Annotated in this window: 17 protein-coding genes; 12 read left to right on the top strand and 5 right to left on the bottom strand. The window is 40.1% G+C overall.

Going from position 1 to position 17,182, the window contains the following annotated elements; translation table 11 throughout:
- Nucleotides 1-46: 46 nt before the first annotated feature.
- Entirely contained in the window at nucleotides 47-2,266 is a 2,220-nt protein-coding gene (locus B2W36_RS02835) for a RelA/SpoT family protein (protein ID WP_293883469.1), read from the bottom strand.
- Nucleotides 2,267-2,417: 151 nt separating this feature from the next.
- On the opposite strand from B2W36_RS02835, the gene B2W36_RS02830 reads away from it, so the two are divergent.
- The 3 genes from B2W36_RS02830 (at nucleotide 2,418) to bshB1 (ending at nucleotide 4,418) form a co-directional block, all read left to right on the top strand.
- Nucleotides 2,418-3,050 carry a DUF4294 domain-containing protein gene (locus B2W36_RS02830; protein ID WP_293883471.1) on the top strand — a complete coding sequence of 211 codons (633 nt, stop codon included), beginning with the start codon at nucleotides 2,418-2,420 and terminating at the stop codon, nucleotides 3,048-3,050.
- A gap of 19 nt (nucleotides 3,051-3,069) precedes the next feature.
- On the top strand, nucleotides 3,070-3,561 hold the full coding sequence (locus tag B2W36_RS02825) for a glutathione peroxidase (RefSeq protein ID WP_209580686.1): 492 nt from the start codon (nucleotides 3,070-3,072) through the stop codon (nucleotides 3,559-3,561).
- A gap of 125 nt (nucleotides 3,562-3,686) precedes the next feature.
- Entirely contained in the window at nucleotides 3,687-4,418 is a 732-nt protein-coding gene (gene bshB1, locus B2W36_RS02820) for a bacillithiol biosynthesis deacetylase BshB1 (RefSeq protein WP_293886411.1), read from the top strand.
- Nucleotides 4,419-4,523: 105 nt separating this feature from the next.
- Here bshB1 and B2W36_RS02815 read toward each other — a convergent pair whose 3' ends face one another.
- Genes B2W36_RS02815 through B2W36_RS02800 form a run of 4 tightly spaced genes read right to left on the bottom strand, consistent with a single transcriptional unit; the run spans nucleotide 4,524 to nucleotide 8,001 of the window.
- Nucleotides 4,524-5,333, bottom strand: coding sequence for a phosphate ABC transporter ATP-binding protein (locus tag B2W36_RS02815; protein ID WP_209580682.1), 810 nt, complete (start codon nucleotides 5,331-5,333; stop codon nucleotides 4,524-4,526).
- A complete protein-coding gene (locus B2W36_RS02810) occupies nucleotides 5,291-6,142 on the bottom strand; it encodes a PstA family ABC transporter permease (protein WP_293883476.1) in 852 nt (283 codons plus the stop codon). Before B2W36_RS02810 ends, B2W36_RS02815 begins: the two co-directional genes overlap by 43 nt.
- Nucleotides 6,135-7,031, bottom strand: coding sequence for a phosphate ABC transporter permease subunit PstC (pstC, locus tag B2W36_RS02805; protein ID WP_293883478.1), 897 nt, complete (start codon nucleotides 7,029-7,031; stop codon nucleotides 6,135-6,137). Before pstC ends, B2W36_RS02810 begins: the two co-directional genes overlap by 8 nt.
- Nucleotide 7,032: 1 nt before the next feature.
- Complete coding sequence (locus tag B2W36_RS02800; RefSeq protein ID WP_293886410.1) at nucleotides 7,033-8,001, bottom strand: PstS family phosphate ABC transporter substrate-binding protein; 969 nt, start codon at nucleotides 7,999-8,001, stop codon at nucleotides 7,033-7,035.
- A gap of 148 nt (nucleotides 8,002-8,149) precedes the next feature.
- On the opposite strand from B2W36_RS02800, the gene B2W36_RS02795 reads away from it, so the two are divergent.
- From B2W36_RS02795 to B2W36_RS02755, 9 genes are all read left to right on the top strand, one after another.
- Entirely contained in the window at nucleotides 8,150-10,255 is a 2,106-nt protein-coding gene (locus B2W36_RS02795; RefSeq protein WP_293886409.1) for a HEPN domain-containing protein, read from the top strand.
- Nucleotides 10,256-10,267: 12 nt separating this feature from the next.
- A complete protein-coding gene (gene cobA / locus B2W36_RS02790) occupies nucleotides 10,268-11,026 on the top strand; it encodes a uroporphyrinogen-III C-methyltransferase (protein WP_293886408.1) in 759 nt (252 codons plus the stop codon).
- Nucleotides 11,027-11,028: 2 nt separating this feature from the next.
- On the top strand, nucleotides 11,029-11,607 hold the full coding sequence (locus B2W36_RS02785) for a precorrin-2 dehydrogenase/sirohydrochlorin ferrochelatase family protein (protein WP_209580672.1): 579 nt from the start codon (nucleotides 11,029-11,031) through the stop codon (nucleotides 11,605-11,607).
- Nucleotides 11,597-12,298, top strand: a complete 702-nt coding sequence (locus tag B2W36_RS02780; protein ID WP_293883488.1) for a phosphoadenylyl-sulfate reductase — start codon at nucleotides 11,597-11,599, stop codon at nucleotides 12,296-12,298. Before B2W36_RS02785 ends, B2W36_RS02780 begins: the two co-directional genes overlap by 11 nt.
- A gap of 54 nt (nucleotides 12,299-12,352) precedes the next feature.
- Nucleotides 12,353-13,243: a sulfate adenylyltransferase subunit CysD gene (cysD, locus tag B2W36_RS02775; RefSeq protein WP_293886407.1), complete on the top strand. Its 891-nt coding sequence runs from the start codon at nucleotides 12,353-12,355 to the stop codon at nucleotides 13,241-13,243.
- A gap of 35 nt (nucleotides 13,244-13,278) precedes the next feature.
- The gene (locus tag B2W36_RS02770; protein ID WP_209580669.1) at nucleotides 13,279-14,523 is read left to right on the top strand and encodes a sulfate adenylyltransferase subunit 1; all 1,245 of its coding nucleotides are present in this window, start codon (nucleotides 13,279-13,281) and stop codon (nucleotides 14,521-14,523) included.
- A gap of 522 nt (nucleotides 14,524-15,045) precedes the next feature.
- The gene (gene gdhA / locus B2W36_RS02765) at nucleotides 15,046-16,377 is read left to right on the top strand and encodes an NADP-specific glutamate dehydrogenase (RefSeq protein WP_293886406.1); all 1,332 of its coding nucleotides are present in this window, start codon (nucleotides 15,046-15,048) and stop codon (nucleotides 16,375-16,377) included.
- A gap of 102 nt (nucleotides 16,378-16,479) precedes the next feature.
- On the top strand, nucleotides 16,480-16,725 hold the full coding sequence (locus B2W36_RS02760) for a hypothetical protein (RefSeq protein WP_209580661.1): 246 nt from the start codon (nucleotides 16,480-16,482) through the stop codon (nucleotides 16,723-16,725).
- Nucleotides 16,726-16,735: 10 nt separating this feature from the next.
- Complete coding sequence (locus tag B2W36_RS02755; RefSeq protein WP_293886405.1) at nucleotides 16,736-17,071, top strand: hypothetical protein; 336 nt, start codon at nucleotides 16,736-16,738, stop codon at nucleotides 17,069-17,071.
- Nucleotides 17,072-17,182 lie beyond the last annotated feature (111 nt).

Here is a 17,182-nt window from a genome sequence, read left to right as displayed (position 1 = left end):
GGCAAGGTAGCCGCTTAAAAGCGATTTTGAATCCAAATGCTAAAGACTAGCTTTCCGATTCATACCGATTAACACCTGTTATTCCTCTAACTTGCTTTAAATTTCTCATTAAACTTTCAAGTTGAGCAGTATCATTCACATACACCATAATATTACCATCAAAAATGCCATCATTACTTGAAATCGACAATGATCGGATATTGACCGTAAATTCTTGGGAAATCACAGTTGTTAGTTTATTTACCAATCCAACATCATCGATACCAACAATATGCAAACCAGTCAAAAATGCAGAATCCTTTGTGGAGGCCCATCGCGCTTTTAAAATTCTGTAGCCATAATTTGCCATCAATTTTGAAGCATTTGGACAGCTCGTACGGTGAATCTTTATTCCGTCATTAACCGTTAAAAAACCAAAGATATCATCACCGGGGATAGGGTTGCAACACGGTGCTAAAGTATAATCGACTTTCTGCATATCATCACCAATCAAAATCGTATCGAACTCCTTCTTATTGATCTTTTCGACTAATCCGCCGATATGTGCGTTAAATTGATTTCCAGAAGAGCTATTTGTATTGACCTCAACGGCCTTTTCATGCGCAACATACTCGCGTAATTGCCTCATATCGACTATTCCCTTGGCCACATTGTAGAACAGATCTTGTGAACTGGGATACTTGAGAAAATTGGCAATTTTGTTAATATTCTCCGTGTTATACGTCACTTTGAGTGATTTTAACTTTCGTTCCAATATCTCTTTTCCATCTTCCGCAACTCTTCTCTTTTCTTCTTTTAATGAAGACCTAATTTTGGATTTGGCTTTTGCAGTTACGACAAAATTTAACCAATCCTCCTTAGGAGATTGCTTGCTCGATGTAATAATCTCGACCTGATCCCCATTTTGTAGAATATGACTCAAAGGAACCAGCTTGTGGTTTACTTTAGCGCCAATACAGCTTGCCCCAATATCTGAGTGAATTTCAAATGCAAAATCTAAAGCCGTGGCATTGTTGGGTAGTTGTATCAATGTTCCTTTCGGAGTGAAGATAAAAATCTCATCCGAGAACAGATTCATTTTAAAATCATCCACAAAATCCATTGCATTCTGATCTGGGCTGCTTAATACATCGCGTACCTTTTTGATCCATTGATCCAAACCGGAATCAGAATTTGATTCTTTGTACTTCCAATGTGCTGCAAACCCCTTTTCGGCAATTTCATTCATTCGTTTAGTACGAATCTGAACTTCCACCCACTGCCCTCGAGGCCCCATGACGGTGGTATGCAATGACTCATAACCATTTCCTTTCGGCGAGGAAATCCAATCCCTAAGCCGGTCGGGATTAGGACGATACAAATCGGTGACGATCGAGTAGACCTTCCAGCACTCCGTCTTTTCCTTCTCATCTACAGCATCGATAACAATACGTATAGCAAATAGGTCATAAACTTCTTCAAAAGGAATCGATTTTTTCCGCATCTTATTCCATATGGAATGAATTGATTTGGGGCGGCCAAATACCGAAGCTTTGATTCCCTGTTCCTCCAATATCTCTTTGATGGGATCGATAAAATCACCTATAAACCGCTCACGCTCCGCTTTTTTCTCATTGAGTTTTCGTGCGATAAATTTATAAGTATCCGGATCGGTATATTTCATCGAGAGATCTTCCAACTCAGATTTTATTGCGTAAAGCCCCAAACGATGGGCTAATGGCGCATAAAGGTAACTCGTTTCCGAAGCAATCTTCAGCTGCTTATCCCGAGCCATAAATTCCATCGTGCGCATATTGTGCAGCCTATCCGCTAATTTGATAAGAATGACACGAACATCGTCTGCAAGCGTGAGCAGCATTTTTCTAAAATTCTCCGCCTGCATGGAACTATTTGGATCAAAAATTCCCGAAATTTTAGTCAGTCCATCGATAATCCGACGAACTTTTTTACCAAACATTTCTTCAATTTCATCCAATGTTACATTGGTATCTTCAACTACATCGTGGAGCAACGCGCATACTATAGATGTTGTCCCTAAACCAATCTCTTCGGCGGCAATCTGGGCAACAGCAATTGGGTGATAGATATAAGGCTCTCCTGATTTGCGTCGCATTTCCTTATGGCTATCCAATGCTAAGTCAAATGCCTTCCGGATCTCCTGCTTGTCCCCACGCTGTAAAGTAGGTTTACAAGCGCGTAACAATGCTCGGTAACGTTTCCTTATCTCTTTGTTTTCTGCTTCAATATCAATCACATAATCTTTCATAAACGTTACTGGTAAATGATGTTTTTTGAGTAAATTTGTGTAATTTAGTTAATGTATTCTTGAACACTATTTTCAAGCTAACTTATTTTGTAATAAATCTACCAAAATATTATAGCATTGACAAATTAAAAAGCGTTATATAATTGCCCAGATGAAGACAATTTTGTTGTGTTTACTTTTTCTAACAGGGCCTTTGTCCAGCAGGGCACAGTCTCAGTCGCTTACGCTGCCTCTTTATGGAGAAGGAGCTCAGGAGACCGTAAACAGCTATCTGACAACAACATTGCCAAATGGAGAAGTGCTGCCGTGGTTTCCTATCCCAACGGTCACCGTTATAGCCAAAAGAACTTGGTCGAGTGAAGAAGCGCGCAGAGAATATCTTCGCTTTAGAAGAAATGTCCTAAAGGTTCTGCCTTATGCAATATATGCGCAAAAAAGATATGATCAACTGGATAGAGAACTTGCGTTGACGGCGGACAAAAAAGAACAAAAAGCCCTAGTGGAGAAATGTGAAAACGATGTCAAACAGATGTTTGATAGAGAAATCAAAAATATGACGGTTTCTCAAGGCAAAATACTCATTAAGTTGATCGATCGCTATACCGGACATACCGGCTACGAAATGGTAAAAGAAATGAAGGGCGGGCTTTCCGCATTTTTCTACCAAGGAGTTGCAAAAATATTTGGGCACAACTTAAAGTCGACTTATGACCCTAAAGAAGACTTTGCCATTGAAAATATTATTAGGGAATTCGAAAAGTCGAGAACACAGCCTGTTATGTGAACACTTAAACGAAAACCAGATGAAAACAGTATACGACTTCGATGCACTCCAGTTTAACGGTAAAAAAAGATCGCTAGCAGATTTTGAAGGGAAAGTACTGCTCATCGTCAATACCGCTAGTCAATGTCTATTGACCAGACAGTTTAAATCGCTCGAAAAACTCTATCAAAAGTACAAAGATCAAGGCTTCGAGATCTTGGCATTTCCAGCAAATAATTTTCGGAATCAGGAACCATTAACTGGTGGCACGCTAGAAACATTCTGCAGAATCAATCAACAGGTGAGTTTCCCTGTCTTTAAACGAAGCCATGTTATTGGTGAATATACATCCCCCCTGTACAGTTTTCTTTCCAATAAAGAGCAAAACGGAAATATCAACAGTAAACCTTTGTGGAATTTTCACAAATACCTGATAAATAGGAAAGGAGAAGTCATAGACTTCTATTATCCAATTACTTCGCCATTATCAAGTAAAATTTGCCGCAATATTGAACGTCTTTTACAAGAGTAATCTTTAAACTGCTTACCTTTGCAGCTGCTTCCTATAGCATATTCTAAATTGCCAAGACCACTCATCGGTTAAACGGAATGATTTACGATAAGAAGGGAAGTTAAATTAAATAGAGGATTATTTATATGCTAAAATTAGATCTACTTGTCATTGCTGTCCATCCGGATGATGCTGAACTAGGCGCCGGGGGTGTGATGGCAAAATATGTTGCTGAAGGAAAAAAAGTAGGAATTGTTGACTTGACTCAAGGTGAGCTTGGTACGCGCGGCACAGCAGAGACCCGATCTCAGGAGGCAAAAGATGCCGCAGAAATTTTAGGATTAACCGTTAGAGAGAATCTTGGACTGAGAGATGGTTTTTTTGAAAATGCCGAAATGGAAAAAATGGCGGTTATAAAAGCTATCCGGAAATATCAGCCGGAAATAGTCATTACAAACGCCATTACTGATCGCCACCCAGACCATGGAAGAGCTGGGCAAATGGTCAATGAAGCCTGTTTTCTCGCGGGCTTAAGGAGGGTGGAAACGCTCGGCCAGGACAATCTTATTCAAGAAGCTTACCGCCCCCGATTGGTACTCCAATTTGTACAGGACTACTATATCAAACCTGATGTTGTCATTGATATAACGGATTATTATCCTATTAAAGAAAAATCTGTACTCGCCTATAAAACTCAATTTTATACCGGAGAAAATGTGAACCCGGATGAACCGCAGACCTATATTTCCAATCCCGATTTCATGGAATCAACAGCTGCGAGGGCACGCGAATTTGGACGCTATATCCAGTCGAAATATGCCGAAGGATTTACATCAAAGAAAATATTGGGAATAGATGATCTTTTTCAGCTAAAATAAGGATTTATAGTTAAACTGATACTGTGGCAAAATAAAATGCGGGATCATTCATCTTTTAGTTAGAACGATCCCGCATCATTCATCCTGCTAATATATTTGCTACACTCAGGAAATAAATCCTTTCACGTACTGTTTTGTAATTTCATTTTGGGGATTTAACAAAACCTGTTCTGTTGGCCCAAACTCAAGAACTTCACCATCATAGACAAAAAGTATATAGTCTGATACCCGTCGCGCCTGCCGTAGGATGTGCGTCACCAATACGATAGTATAATCTTTCTTCAGCTCGATGAGTAGTTCTTCAATTTTAGCAGTCGACAATGGATCCAAAGCAGATGTGGATTCATCCCCAAGGATAATTTCAGGTTCTACAGCGAGACCTCTCGCCAAACAGAGCCTTTGCTGCTGGCCAATAGACAATCCACTAGCGGAGTGACTTAAACGATCCTTTACCTCGTCCCATAAAGCAACATTACGCAATTGAGTTTCGACAATCTTATCCAGCTCTTTCTTACTTCGGGTACCATGTATTCGTGGACCATAGGCGACATTATCGTAAATGGACATTGGCAATGGATAAGGTTTCTGTGAAAGCAACCCCATCTTCTTCCTGATATGCGTTACTTCGGCATTCTTACCATAGATATCCTCGCCGTTAACCAGAACGGAACCTGTTATTTCAACCCCCTTAGTATCGTCTACCAACCTATTTAGTGTTTTTAAAAGCGTTGTTTTCCCACATCCCGATGGTCCAATAATGGAAGTTACACTATTGTTTGGCAATGCAAGGTTGATATTTTTCAGTATATGACGTCCGTCAATATACACGTTAAGATCCTTTATTTCAATATGCGGATCTATCAAGGGATTTACTATCGGCGATTCTTTTGTTTCGATTGAAGGATATGAGTGCATACTACAATAATTAAGATAATGATTGTTAAAACTAAAGCTGAGGCATACGCCCGACCCTGTACCTCGGGGATAGGGCTACTTAACTGAAAAAATATAGATAAAGGTAATGTTGCCGCCGGCTCATCGATATATTTAGGGAGATTATCGCTAAAACCAGTAGTCAATAAAACTCCCGCCACGTCACCGATGGCACGACCAAAGGCTAGTAAAACAGCTGTAAGTAGGCCTGTACGAACACTTCTCAGCATCACCTTAGCCAATTCCCAGCGGGTGGTACCCAATGAAAGGGTAACGTTTTTCAGGTCTTCTGGAATGGTCTTGATCAACTCGTCCACAGTACGTACCACAATTGGAATAGTCAGTAGGGTTACTGTAATAATACCTCCCAATAGGGAAGCCCGAATACCCAAATAGACCATAATTCCGAAACCTACAGCACCATAGACAATTGAAGGGACGCCATACAATACATCGAACAATAATTTCGAAAACTGTGTTATTTTGGAATTCGTTCCCAAATAGATATTCAGATACAACGAAATCGGAATCCCGATCAGCGCAGACAGCGCAGTTGAAACACCAGCCAAGTACATCGAACCCAATATCGCATTCAAAATACCACCTTCCTTTCCGATGTAAAACCCACCTTTTGGTAACTGACTGACCATTTCCCAATTGAGATAGGGAAGTCCCTTATACAATATCGTGCCGACTATAAAAAACAGCGAAGCTGTTACCGTTATACCCGAAAGATGCATAAAAACTTTCGCCACTTTTTCGCTCAGTAACCGTCTTCTGGTATTATCCATGCTGACCTCCTTCCAGTCGTCTTAATATGAGACGGGAAATTAAATTAAAAATAAATATGATCACAAATAAAAGCAGCGCTGAGAACATCAGAGCTGACTCATAAAGTGGGATTGACATCATCTCTCCGAAATTATTGGCAATTAACGCAGGGATAGGATACCCCGCATCAAATATCGAAGTCGGCACCTTTGCAACATTTCCACAGACCATTAATACCGCTATCGTTTCACCAAAAGCTCTGGATGTAGACAAAACGATGGCAGCAACAATGCCCGGTCTAGCTTTTTTGAGTATAACGTGTTTGATGGTATCCCATTTCGTTGCTCCCAAAGATAGTGAGGCAGCCTTCAGATCATAAGGAATGGTTTGAAGAACCTCCACCATAATGGAGATCATGATAGGGAAGATCATCACAGCCAATACAATGCCCCCAGCAAGCACTGAATATCCAGAGGTCACAACACCAAAAATCGGTGCAATGTACAGCTGAATCAGCGGCACAATAAATAACACACCCCAGACTCCATAAAGAACAGGTGGAATTGCAGCTAAGATATTGACCAATGGAAGCATCATGTTTTTCAACGCATCAGACGCATACTCTGTTAGGTACACAGCAGTTAATATGCACAATGGGATTGCAATTACTAGCGAGATCAAAGTAACAGCAAGCGTACCGGCTATAAATGGCAAAAAGCCAAAAGACCCTTTCATTGGTGACCACAGCTTGCCCGCTAACAGCTGAAAAATATCACTGTATTCAAATAAAGGAATTGATTTGACCGTCAAACCAACCGCTATAATTACCACAACTGAGAGTGATAGTAGCAACAGGAGTAAAGTGGTCCGCTTAACGAGGATATCTTTTACGAGACGAGTATTTAGCATGCTATAACTTATTAAGTTCTTCTTTTACCAGTGTTTCATTTAGTGGAACATAACCATTTTCAAGCAGCTGCGACTGTGCATTTTTCTGAAGCACAAAAGAAATAAACTCCTTCAAAAGAAGGGATTCGATCTTGTTTCGCGTTACAAAGGTTAACTCCCTTGAAGGCGGAGCCGGATATTTGCCCGTGGCTACGGCCTCTGTTAATTCAGGTAGTGTACCATAAAACTGTTCATTTTCATCGATACGTCCATTTTCATCAATATCTAAAGGAACAACAGCTATACGGTCAAAAACCTTGTTAGTTTTCAGATTGTAGACATAATTAATATTATTAAACCCAATCCCATGCCTATCATCTTTAATAGCCTGCGCAATACCTGGGTCACCAAAAATGCCAATACCTTGCAGATCTTCTTGCTTATGACCAAAAAATTTGGCCCAAGTCTCCGCTGCGCCAGCGGCATCAGAACGCACATACACGTTGATAGGATCTGCCGTAAACTGCGGATCAATTTCCTTCCAGGTCTTAAACTTTCGATTTACAAAAATATTCAGCAATTCTTCACGGCTCAAACCACGCTTTAAAATCGCCGGGTAATTCGGGTTGGCCGGATTAATTGTACAGATAACAGCATCTTTTGCCACAATAATCGGAACAGCTCCTTTTTTTATTTCCTGCTCATGTAGATCTCTCGATACCATTCCAATATCAACCATACCTGTCAGCACATCGGCGATTCCTTTTCCAGCACCTCCAGCTGAAATATTAAAGCGAACATTCGGATGTATTTTTTTAAAATCCTCGCTCCATACTACAGCTAACGGATATAGTGCGAAAGCTCCCGATAGCGAAATATTACCTTCATAACCATGCTCCTCTGTATATCCATTCTTCACTTCAGGCGCACAGGAAGTCAATTTCAATATAATTAAAACGCTTAAAACAAGTACAATAAAACACTTTCTCATCGTTACACCTAATAGTCTACAGGTTTTGTATATTAAATTTTATAGGGCAAATATATATTAATTTGGTAGATATTATAGAATATTAAAAAAATATTTTTACATTTGACATCGAGAAAAGAATACCAAATCAATAGATTTTATTAGTTTTATGCAAAGCTTTCGTACAGAATTAGAAAACCCAGTCGTGGAAAAGGAGATTATCGAACTTGAGAAAAAAATTCGATTGTTCCACGAAGGCAAGATAGCAGACGAGAAATTTAGATCGTTGCGTTTAGCTCGGGGGGTATATGGACAACGACAACCTGGAGTACAAATGGTTCGTATAAAACTCCCATTTGGAAAAGTTACGTTCAAGCAATTGCTTAAAATTGCAGCAATATCAGATGAATATGCAAGCAGCAATTTGCACCTTACAACACGCCAAGATATACAGATACATTATGTAAGTTTAGATCGCACTCCCGAGCTTTGGGCAAAGTTAGCTGAAGATGACATAACATTACGGGAAGCATGTGGAAATACCGTGCGCAATGTCACAGCTTCGCCAAGTTCGGGCATCGATCCTAAAGAACCTTTTGATGTTTCACCGTATGCTCAGGCAACTTTTGAATATTTTTTGCGCAATCCCGTATGTGCGGAAATGGGCCGGAAATTCAAAATGTCATTTTCTGCTAGTGATGAAGATAGCGCGTTTTCCTATATTCATGACCTTGGTTTTATTCCAAAATTAAAATTTGTTGATGGTGTTGAAACACGTGGTTTCAAAGTGCTGTTGGGGGGCGGACTGGGTTCTCAGCCTTTCTTGGCATCTATGACAAATGAATTCCTGCCGGAAGATGAACTTATCCCTTATATAGAAGCCACGCTTCGTGTCTTTGATCGTTATGGCGAAAGAAATAATCGTAATAAAGCCCGTTTCAAATACCTTATTCAGAAATTGGGCTTAGAAGAAGTGCTCAATTTAATTGAAGCTGAAAAAATTGCAACAAAGGTAAAAACCTACCCAATCGACCGAAATAAGATTGAGCAACCTGCAGCGCCAAATGACGAGCAATTGTCATCCCTCGACCTGGATAGTGATTTAAATTATCAGGTTTGGAAAAACACCAATACCTTCGAACAGAAACAGAAAGGATACTACGGGGTGTATGTCCGCGTTTCCACTGGCGACATTGGTACGGATAAAGCCAGGGCATTCGTCGCTGGACTTAAAGATTTAATTGCAGACGATATCCGCATCACACAAAACCAAAGCTTATTATTAAAATATGCGACGGCAAAATCCCTACCGCATATCTATCAATTGCTTCAATCCTTAGATCTTGCCCAGGCAGGTTACGACAGTACAGCAGACGTAACAACATGTCCAGGTACCGACACCTGTAACCTTGGTATCTCGAATAGTACGGAAATGGCACGCTTGATCGAATCCTACATTGCAGAGTTCCATCAGGATTTCGTCTTTAATCGGGATCTAAAAATAAAGATTTCAGGCTGTATGAATTCCTGCGGACAACATGGTCTAGCGCATATTGGGTTCCATGGGAGTTCGGTAAAGGCGGAAGGTAAGGTCGTACCGGCTGCACAGGTAATGCTAGGAGGCGGCACCATCGGTAATGGTGAAGGTCGAGTTGCTGAACGTATCATTAAAGTACCTACTAAGCGCGTATTACATGTAGTTGAGTGGGTGCTAAATGATTACAAGAAAAATGCGGATGAAAACGAAAACTTTCACGCCTATTATGACAGACAAGGCAAAAATTACTTCTACAATCTCCTGAAACCGCTATCGGATCTTACCAACCTAGCTGCAGATGAATTTGTAGACTGGGGCCACGAAGAAACGTTCCAGACAGCTATCGGTGTAGGAGAGTGTGCGGGGGTCGTCATAGATTTGGTTGCTACCTTAATTTATGAGGCTGAAGAGAAATTGCAGTGGGCAAATGAAACATTTAAAGAGTCAAAATTCTCTGATGCGATTTACCACGCTTACAACGCCTTTGTACAGGCTGCTAAGGCGCTATTGTTGGATAAAGGAATCAGTGCCAGTACCCAAAACACGGTCATCAACGAATTCCAAATTCACTTTGTGGAAACAGGCGAATACAGTTTCGATAAAACTTTTCCAGAATTGGTACTACAGATCAGTAAAAATGAACCGAGCGACCACTTTGCAACAGGATACCTAAAAGAAGCTACAACGTTTATCAATGAGGTTTATCAACGTAAAAATTTAACACCGATACTGGTATAGGGAGGGAATAGAATGTCAATAAAAGCAAAAGTAACTTTAGTGGGAGCTGGACCAGGCGATCCGGAATTGATCAGCCTGAAAGGAATCAAAGCCATACAAAAAGCTGATGTCATCTTGTATGATGCGTTGGTAAATGATGAATTGCTGGACTATGCACAAACATCATGTATCAAAATATATGTTGGAAAACGTGCTGAACAACTATCAACCTCGCAGGATGAAATAAATCGTCTATTGGTAGATTATGCGTTAAATTATGGACGTGTTGTCCGCTTAAAAGGTGGCGATCCCTTTGTTTTCGGTCGTGGCGGGGAAGAAATTGACTATGTCCAGCAATTTGGTATTGAAACAGCAGTTGTTCCCGGGATCTCATCTGCCATTGGACTAACTGGATTGCAGCAACTTCCGCTGACTTACCGTGGAATTAGTGATAGCTTCTGGGTCATAACGGGCTCAAAGTCAGACGGCTCTTTGTCATCGGATCTTTATTTGGCCGCGGAATCCAAAGCTACGGTAGTCATTTTGATGGGGTATGGTAAACTGGCTGAAATCGTAGCCATTTACCGCGAAAGAAATCTACATAGCTTACCTATCGCACTGATTCAAAACGGTTCGTTACCGAATGAAAAGGTTGTACTTGGCACGATAGACAATATTCTTGACGAATCGGTAGAGAAAAGAGTAGGAGTTCCTGCCATCATCGTAATCGGTGATGTTGTCGCTAAACACCGTTCATTTCATGAAATTAAAGAAAAAGCATTAGCATTGTAGTCATGAACCAACTCTTTCCCATATTCGTTAAACTTAATCAGATCCACACCCTGCTTGTCGGGGGAGGAAAAGTTGCACTGGAGAAATTTGAAGCTTTGGCGTCCAATGACAAAACATTGAATCTGACCATTGTAGCTATGGAAATTATCCCAGAATTTGCGGAGTTATTAAAAAAGTATCCGCAGATTGATCTACACGTTCGCCCGTTTGCCTCAGATGATATGATGAACAAACAGCTCGTCATTGCAGCAACCAACAATATGGAACTCAATGATCAACTCCGCAGTTTAACATCCGAACAGAATATATTGTTTAATGCAGCAGACAAACCTGAATTGTGTGATTTCTATCTCGGATCTATTGTAAAAAAGGGAAATCTGAAAATCGCCATTTCCACAAACGGGAAGTCACCAACGATAGCTAAGCGCTTGAAAGAGTTGCTAAATGACCTGCTACCGGAGGAAATAGACGAAACATTGTCACTCATGAGCACTTATCGGGATCAGCTCAAAGGGGACTTCGAATTTAAAGTAAAGAAGTTGAACGAGCATACAAAAGATATATTACGCCATGAACGTTAAGGAACTTAAAGAAATTATTGGAGATAAAAAAGGAGTGGAGCTCCTGCAGACAGTGACTTCGTTGTTTCCTAAGGAAGTCATTTTCTCAACCTCGTTCGGTATAGAGGATCAGATCATCACGGAATGGATCGGTAAAAATAATCTGGATATTCAACTATTCACATTGGATACCGGCCGACTGTTTAAGGAAACCTATTCGTTATGGAGCCGTACACTGGAGCGTTATCCATTGCAGATTAAAACGTACAGTCCTAATAACACGTTATTGGAAGATTTTATCAGCAAGAAGGGTCCAAATTCATTTTATGAATCGGTAGAAAACCGCAAAGAGTGTTGTAGAATCAGAAAAATTGAGCCGTTGCAACGTGCAATCAGCGGAAAGAAAGTTTGGATAACAGGGATACGTTCGGACCAGTCTACCAATAGACATGACATGGACTTTATCGAATACGATGAGGTAAACCAAATTATCAAAATACATCCTTTGTTTGACTGGACTTTTGAAGAGGTAAAAAAGTACTGTAAGGAACACTATATCCCATACAATGTATTACACGACAAAGGTTTTCCGAGTATTGGTTGTCAGCCCTGTACCCGAGCGATACAAGAGGGAGAAGATTTCCGTGCCGGCCGATGGTGGTGGGAAGATCAAAGTAAAAAAGAATGCGGTTTGCACGCTGTTAAATCTTAACAAAACTACAGTTAAACCCAAATTCATTAATTTAAATTTTATTATTTTCAGAGAATGGACTATTTAGATCATTTAGAAGCGGAAGCAATATATATATTAAGGGAGGTAGCTGGCCAATTTGAAAAGCCTGCACTCTTATTTTCGGGTGGTAAAGACTCGATTACGCTTGTCCACCTAGCAAAAAAAGCGTTCAGACCAGGTAAATTTCCATTTCCATTGGTTCACATCGACACAGGGCACAATTTTCCCGAAACCATTACTTTCAGAGATTCATTGATTGAAGACATCGGGGAGAAACTCATTGTCGGCTATGTTCAGGATAGTATAGACCAAGGAAAAGTGGTTGAGCAGACAGGTAAAAATGCAAGCCGTAACGCTTTGCAGACTGTAACTTTACTCGATACGATTTCGAAGCATGGTTTTGATGCTTGCATCGGAGGGGCACGTAGAGATGAAGAGAAAGCGCGTGCTAAAGAACGTATCTTTTCTGTACGGGACGAGTTTGGCCAGTGGGATCCCAAAAGACAGCGACCCGAACTATGGAGCATTTTCAACGGCAAGATAAACAAAGGCGAAAATGTACGTGTTTTCCCAATTTCCAACTGGACCGAATTGGATGTTTGGAATTATATTAAGCGTGAGCAAATAGCCTTGCCATCGATCTATTTCAGTCATGAGCGGGAAGTCATTACGCGCAATGGACAGTTGATGGCAGCGGCCCCATTTCTCAATATTGACGCCGATGACATTATTCAGCGGAAATCTGTACGTTTCAGAACAGTTGGCGACATGACCTGTACTGCTGCAGTGGATTCAACGGCTACAGAACTGGACGATATTATCGCTGAGATCAAAGCATCAACCGTGAGTGAACGTGGAGCCCGTATGGATGATAAAGTATCTGAAGCTGCTATGGAAGAGCGTAAAAAACAAGGATACTTTTAACCCTATTTCAAATCAAATACCTGAGATTGACAACAATGAATATATTGAAATTTATTACAGCCGGTTCTGTAGATGATGGTAAAAGCACCCTGATCGGCCGATTATTATACGATACCAACTCGATTCTGGACGACCAACTGGAAGCTATACAACGTGCTAACCGCAAAAATGATGACGGTACGGTAGATCTGGCTATATTAACGGATGGACTTAAAGCCGAACGTGAGCAAGGAATTACCATTGATGTGGCTTATAAATACTTTCAAACAGATCACAGAAAGTATATTATAGCAGATGCTCCAGGACATATTCAATATACCAGGAATATGGTCACAGGCGCATCCAACTCAGATTTGATCATCATCTTGATCGACGCGAGAAAGGGTGTCATTGAACAGACAAAACGCCATTCTTTTATTGCTAAATTACTTGCAATGAAGCAAGTACTTGTCTGTGTCAATAAGATGGACATGGTTGATTACAGCGCGGCAATCTATGAGCAGATCAAAAGCGACTATTTGGCGTTGGCGGTAAACCTCGGGCTTAAAGATGTTGATTTTATACCAGTTTCAGCATTGAAGGGGGATAATATTGTCCATAAGTCTGAACGGATGCCTTGGTATATAGGTGAATCGCTGTTGAATTACCTCGAACACGTGGAAATACATGAAAATGAGGCGGCAAATTGGAGATTTCCTGTCCAGTGGGTTGTACGTCCGCAAACGGATGATTTACATGACTATAGGGGATATGCGGGACGGGTATTAGGAGAAGGATTAACGATTGGAGATCAAGTCATTGTTTATCCAGCAGAAACATATAGCACTGTTAAAGCGATTGAATTCAATGGACAGCAGCTTCAACGGGCTGAAAATGGCCAGTCGGTCATTATCCATCTCAGTGATGATGTAGACATCAGCCGTGGTGATACCATAGCAAGTGTTGAAAATCCACCAAAGTTCGAACGCAATATCCAGGCAAATGTATGCTGGTTTGACAATAAACCATTAGACACAGATCAAATATATCTTGTACAAAGTCACAGTAAATTGACCAAAATAAAGATCGTTGATGTGCTGTATAAGTTTGACATCAATACACAGGAAAAAGTGTACAATGAAATCATCAGGCTGAATGACATTGGACGAATCACAATTAAATCTGCTGAAAACCTCGTATTCGATTTACAGGAAGAAAACTCCGAGAATTCTCAGGCCATCGTTATTGATCCGAGGACAAATTTAACCGTAGGCGCCTTAATGATTCAAGCTGTCGATTAATATCGTATTCATCGCAAATATTCAACCTAAATATTTTTTTAAGGAACTCAGCAATAGCTGAGTTCCTTTTTGTTTTAGACAATCGCGATAATGATACTGGACATCAGTAGCGAGCGGTTAAGACAACAAAAGGGGTAACTTAAAACTATCTATTTAACATAATATAAATTATAATTAATCAATATATAAGAATTACTATATCTAAGAATCGGCAGCCTCATGTTAAAAAATTGCCAGAAATAAACGATTATATTGAGATATTTAACATATTAGATACCAGAATTTCAGCTATTTTATCAAGAGTGAATTTTTTTCTTTCATATGCCTGTAGATTCGAATAATATACGGCAAACGGACTGTTACACACACACTTCGCCAGAAATTCTATAATTCCATATAAAAAATCAAAAAGTTAAATTTCATTAGAATAGATTATTATTTGTAAATAATTAACAAATATTGGTTATTCGTTAAAAAATACATAAATTAGTGCCAGCCAAAGGGAAATTTTACTAATTAAACATGTCAAAAAATTATAACGAGTTTATCTCGATCGTTGAGAAACGAAATCCAAATGAACCAGAATTCTTGCAAGCTGTAAAAGAAGTTACCGAGGACCTATTTCCTTATATTACAGAACACCATCCTGAATTTTTCGAACAAAAGATTCTTGAAAGGCTTACTGAACCCGAGCGTATTATATCTTTCCGGGTAACTTGGTTGGACGATAACCATCAAGTACAAGTTAATCGCGGATACCGTGTTCAAATGAACAGTTCTATTGGTCCTTATAAAGGCGGCCTTCGCTTCGCCCCTTCTGTTAACCAGAGTATCCTTAAATTTCTTGCTTTTGAACAGGTATTTAAAAATAGTTTGACTGGGTTGCCGATTGGTGGTGGCAAAGGCGGATCCGATTTTGATCCCAAAGGAAAATCGGATAATGAAATCATGCGTTTTTGTCAGAGTTTCATGACCGAGCTTTATCGCCATATTGGCGCTGACACCGATGTTCCTGCCGGAGATATTGGTGTCGGAGGACGTGAAATAGGTTATTTATTCGGTCAATTTAAACGTTTACAAAATAATTTTACTGGTGTTCTTACGGGTAAAGGAGAATTGTGGGGCGGTTCCTATATACGTCCAGAAGCGACAGGATATGGCTTATTGTATTTTGTTGACTGTATTTTTAAACATCAGGGAAAATCATTAAAAGGTCAGGTAGCGACAGTCTCTGGGGCCGGCAACGTGGCATTTTACGCGGTTGAAAAAGCATTACAGCTCGGGGCTAAAGTAATTACAGTATCAAACAGCTTAGGAACATTGTATGATCCGGATGGTTTTGACGCCGAAAAAATGGCCTTTGGAGCTACATTAGGAAGAAGTTTGGATCAATATCCATCCAAATACCCGAATGCCCAGTTCTTCCCGGGCCAAAAGCCTTGGCAATTTAAATGCGATATTGCATTACCTTGTGCAACGCAAAATGAATTGGATGAATCCGATGCCAAAATGCTAGTGGCAAATGGTTGTATCTGTGTAGCCGAAGGTGCTAATATGCCTTCCACAGCTGAAGCTATTAAAGTATTTCTAGATGCAAAGATCAGTTTCGCCCCAGGTAAGGCAGCGAATGCCGGTGGAGTTGCTGTCAGCGGCTTGGAAATGTCTCAAAACTCCATCCGTACACAATGGTGTACCGAAGAGGTCGACAATCGCTTAAAAACCATTATGGAGAGTATCCACGAAACCTGTTTAAAATATGGTAAGGAAAGTGAATTTGTAAATTACTTAAAAGGTGCCAATATTGGAGGCTTTATCAAAGTCGCAAACGCCATGAAAGCCCAAGGTATCGTCTAAAAAGCCTTTTTCTAATCATATCATAATCCTGAGCGCTCAAATGCATTGCATTTGGGCGTTTTTTTTATACTTTTATGCTAAATTTAAAAACTAGAGAATTCCATGAGACTAATAGCTGAACTTCCCCATCCCGATTGCAAGATTTCAATATTTGGCATGAACCAAAAATTTATTATTAAGTTTGAACAGGGGAATTTGGAGCAATCCTATAAAATTGCTGAAGTGGATATTATTGGTGGTGTAAACGGCGTATTTGATTTACTCGATGAAGAATTTATGAAAACTGTAATTAATCAATTCGCCTTGATGCGCCAGTCTTTTAACAACGCTTACAGCCGATACGAATAACAGCTAATTTATGTTGAATTATATCTATTTTACTGCATTTTGGGCCTGCCAAATTATTTCGTCCATCCTATTTAAACTCGGTGGAATTCATCCAAAATATAAATGGACAACATTGATTGTCGGAAATATTATTCTGCTTTCTGCAAGCTGGTTCCTGGTACAATTATTCAAAAATGTATCTCAGCCAATTGTTATAGCCCTATGCTCTGGTGGCACATTCTTGACCGTGCAATTAGCCATGGCACTGTATTTTAAAAGTCCGCTGACCTGGATGCAGGTACTGGGTATGTTTGTCATTATCTCCGGTATGGTGCTGATAACCTTTGGTGGTAAAGAAACGATGTAAGCTCAATTTACAGGACGAAAGCTGCCGTTCGACGCCAGCTAACGACCACATAAATTTTAAAAATTTAAACGAAAATTGGAGCTCACAATAGCAACCTTTTGAGCTCCAATT

The sequence above is a fragment of the Sphingobacterium sp. UBA3549 genome (assembly GCF_002376635.1).
Taxonomy (GTDB): Bacteria; Bacteroidota; Bacteroidia; order Sphingobacteriales; family Sphingobacteriaceae; genus Sphingobacterium.
This window is presented reverse-complemented; position numbering and strand designations above follow the sequence as displayed.

Bases quoted from the DNA above. Each gene is read 5' to 3' on its own strand.
- B2W36_RS02835 (WP_293883469.1), bottom strand. From the start codon at position 2,266: ATGAAAGATTATGTGATTGATATTGAAGCAGAAAACAAAGAGATAAGG.
- B2W36_RS02830 (WP_293883471.1), top strand. From the start codon at position 2,418: ATGAAGACAATTTTGTTGTGTTTACTTTTTCTAACAGGGCCTTTGTCC.
- B2W36_RS02825 (WP_209580686.1), top strand. From the start codon at position 3,070: ATGAAAACAGTATACGACTTCGATGCACTCCAGTTTAACGGTAAAAAA.
- bshB1 (WP_293886411.1), top strand. From the start codon at position 3,687: ATGCTAAAATTAGATCTACTTGTCATTGCTGTCCATCCGGATGATGCT.
- B2W36_RS02815 (WP_209580682.1), bottom strand. From the start codon at position 5,333: ATGCACTCATATCCTTCAATCGAAACAAAAGAATCGCCGATAGTAAAT.
- B2W36_RS02810 (WP_293883476.1), bottom strand. From the start codon at position 6,142: ATGGATAATACCAGAAGACGGTTACTGAGCGAAAAAGTGGCGAAAGTT.
- pstC (WP_293883478.1), bottom strand. From the start codon at position 7,031: ATGCTAAATACTCGTCTCGTAAAAGATATCCTCGTTAAGCGGACCACT.
- B2W36_RS02800 (WP_293886410.1), bottom strand. From the start codon at position 8,001: ATGAGAAAGTGTTTTATTGTACTTGTTTTAAGCGTTTTAATTATATTG.
- B2W36_RS02795 (WP_293886409.1), top strand. From the start codon at position 8,150: ATGCAAAGCTTTCGTACAGAATTAGAAAACCCAGTCGTGGAAAAGGAG.
- cobA (WP_293886408.1), top strand. From the start codon at position 10,268: ATGTCAATAAAAGCAAAAGTAACTTTAGTGGGAGCTGGACCAGGCGAT.
- B2W36_RS02785 (WP_209580672.1), top strand. From the start codon at position 11,029: ATGAACCAACTCTTTCCCATATTCGTTAAACTTAATCAGATCCACACC.
- B2W36_RS02780 (WP_293883488.1), top strand. From the start codon at position 11,597: ATGAACGTTAAGGAACTTAAAGAAATTATTGGAGATAAAAAAGGAGTG.
- cysD (WP_293886407.1), top strand. From the start codon at position 12,353: ATGGACTATTTAGATCATTTAGAAGCGGAAGCAATATATATATTAAGG.
- B2W36_RS02770 (WP_209580669.1), top strand. From the start codon at position 13,279: ATGAATATATTGAAATTTATTACAGCCGGTTCTGTAGATGATGGTAAA.
- gdhA (WP_293886406.1), top strand. From the start codon at position 15,046: ATGTCAAAAAATTATAACGAGTTTATCTCGATCGTTGAGAAACGAAAT.
- B2W36_RS02760 (WP_209580661.1), top strand. From the start codon at position 16,480: ATGAGACTAATAGCTGAACTTCCCCATCCCGATTGCAAGATTTCAATA.
- B2W36_RS02755 (WP_293886405.1), top strand. From the start codon at position 16,736: ATGTTGAATTATATCTATTTTACTGCATTTTGGGCCTGCCAAATTATT.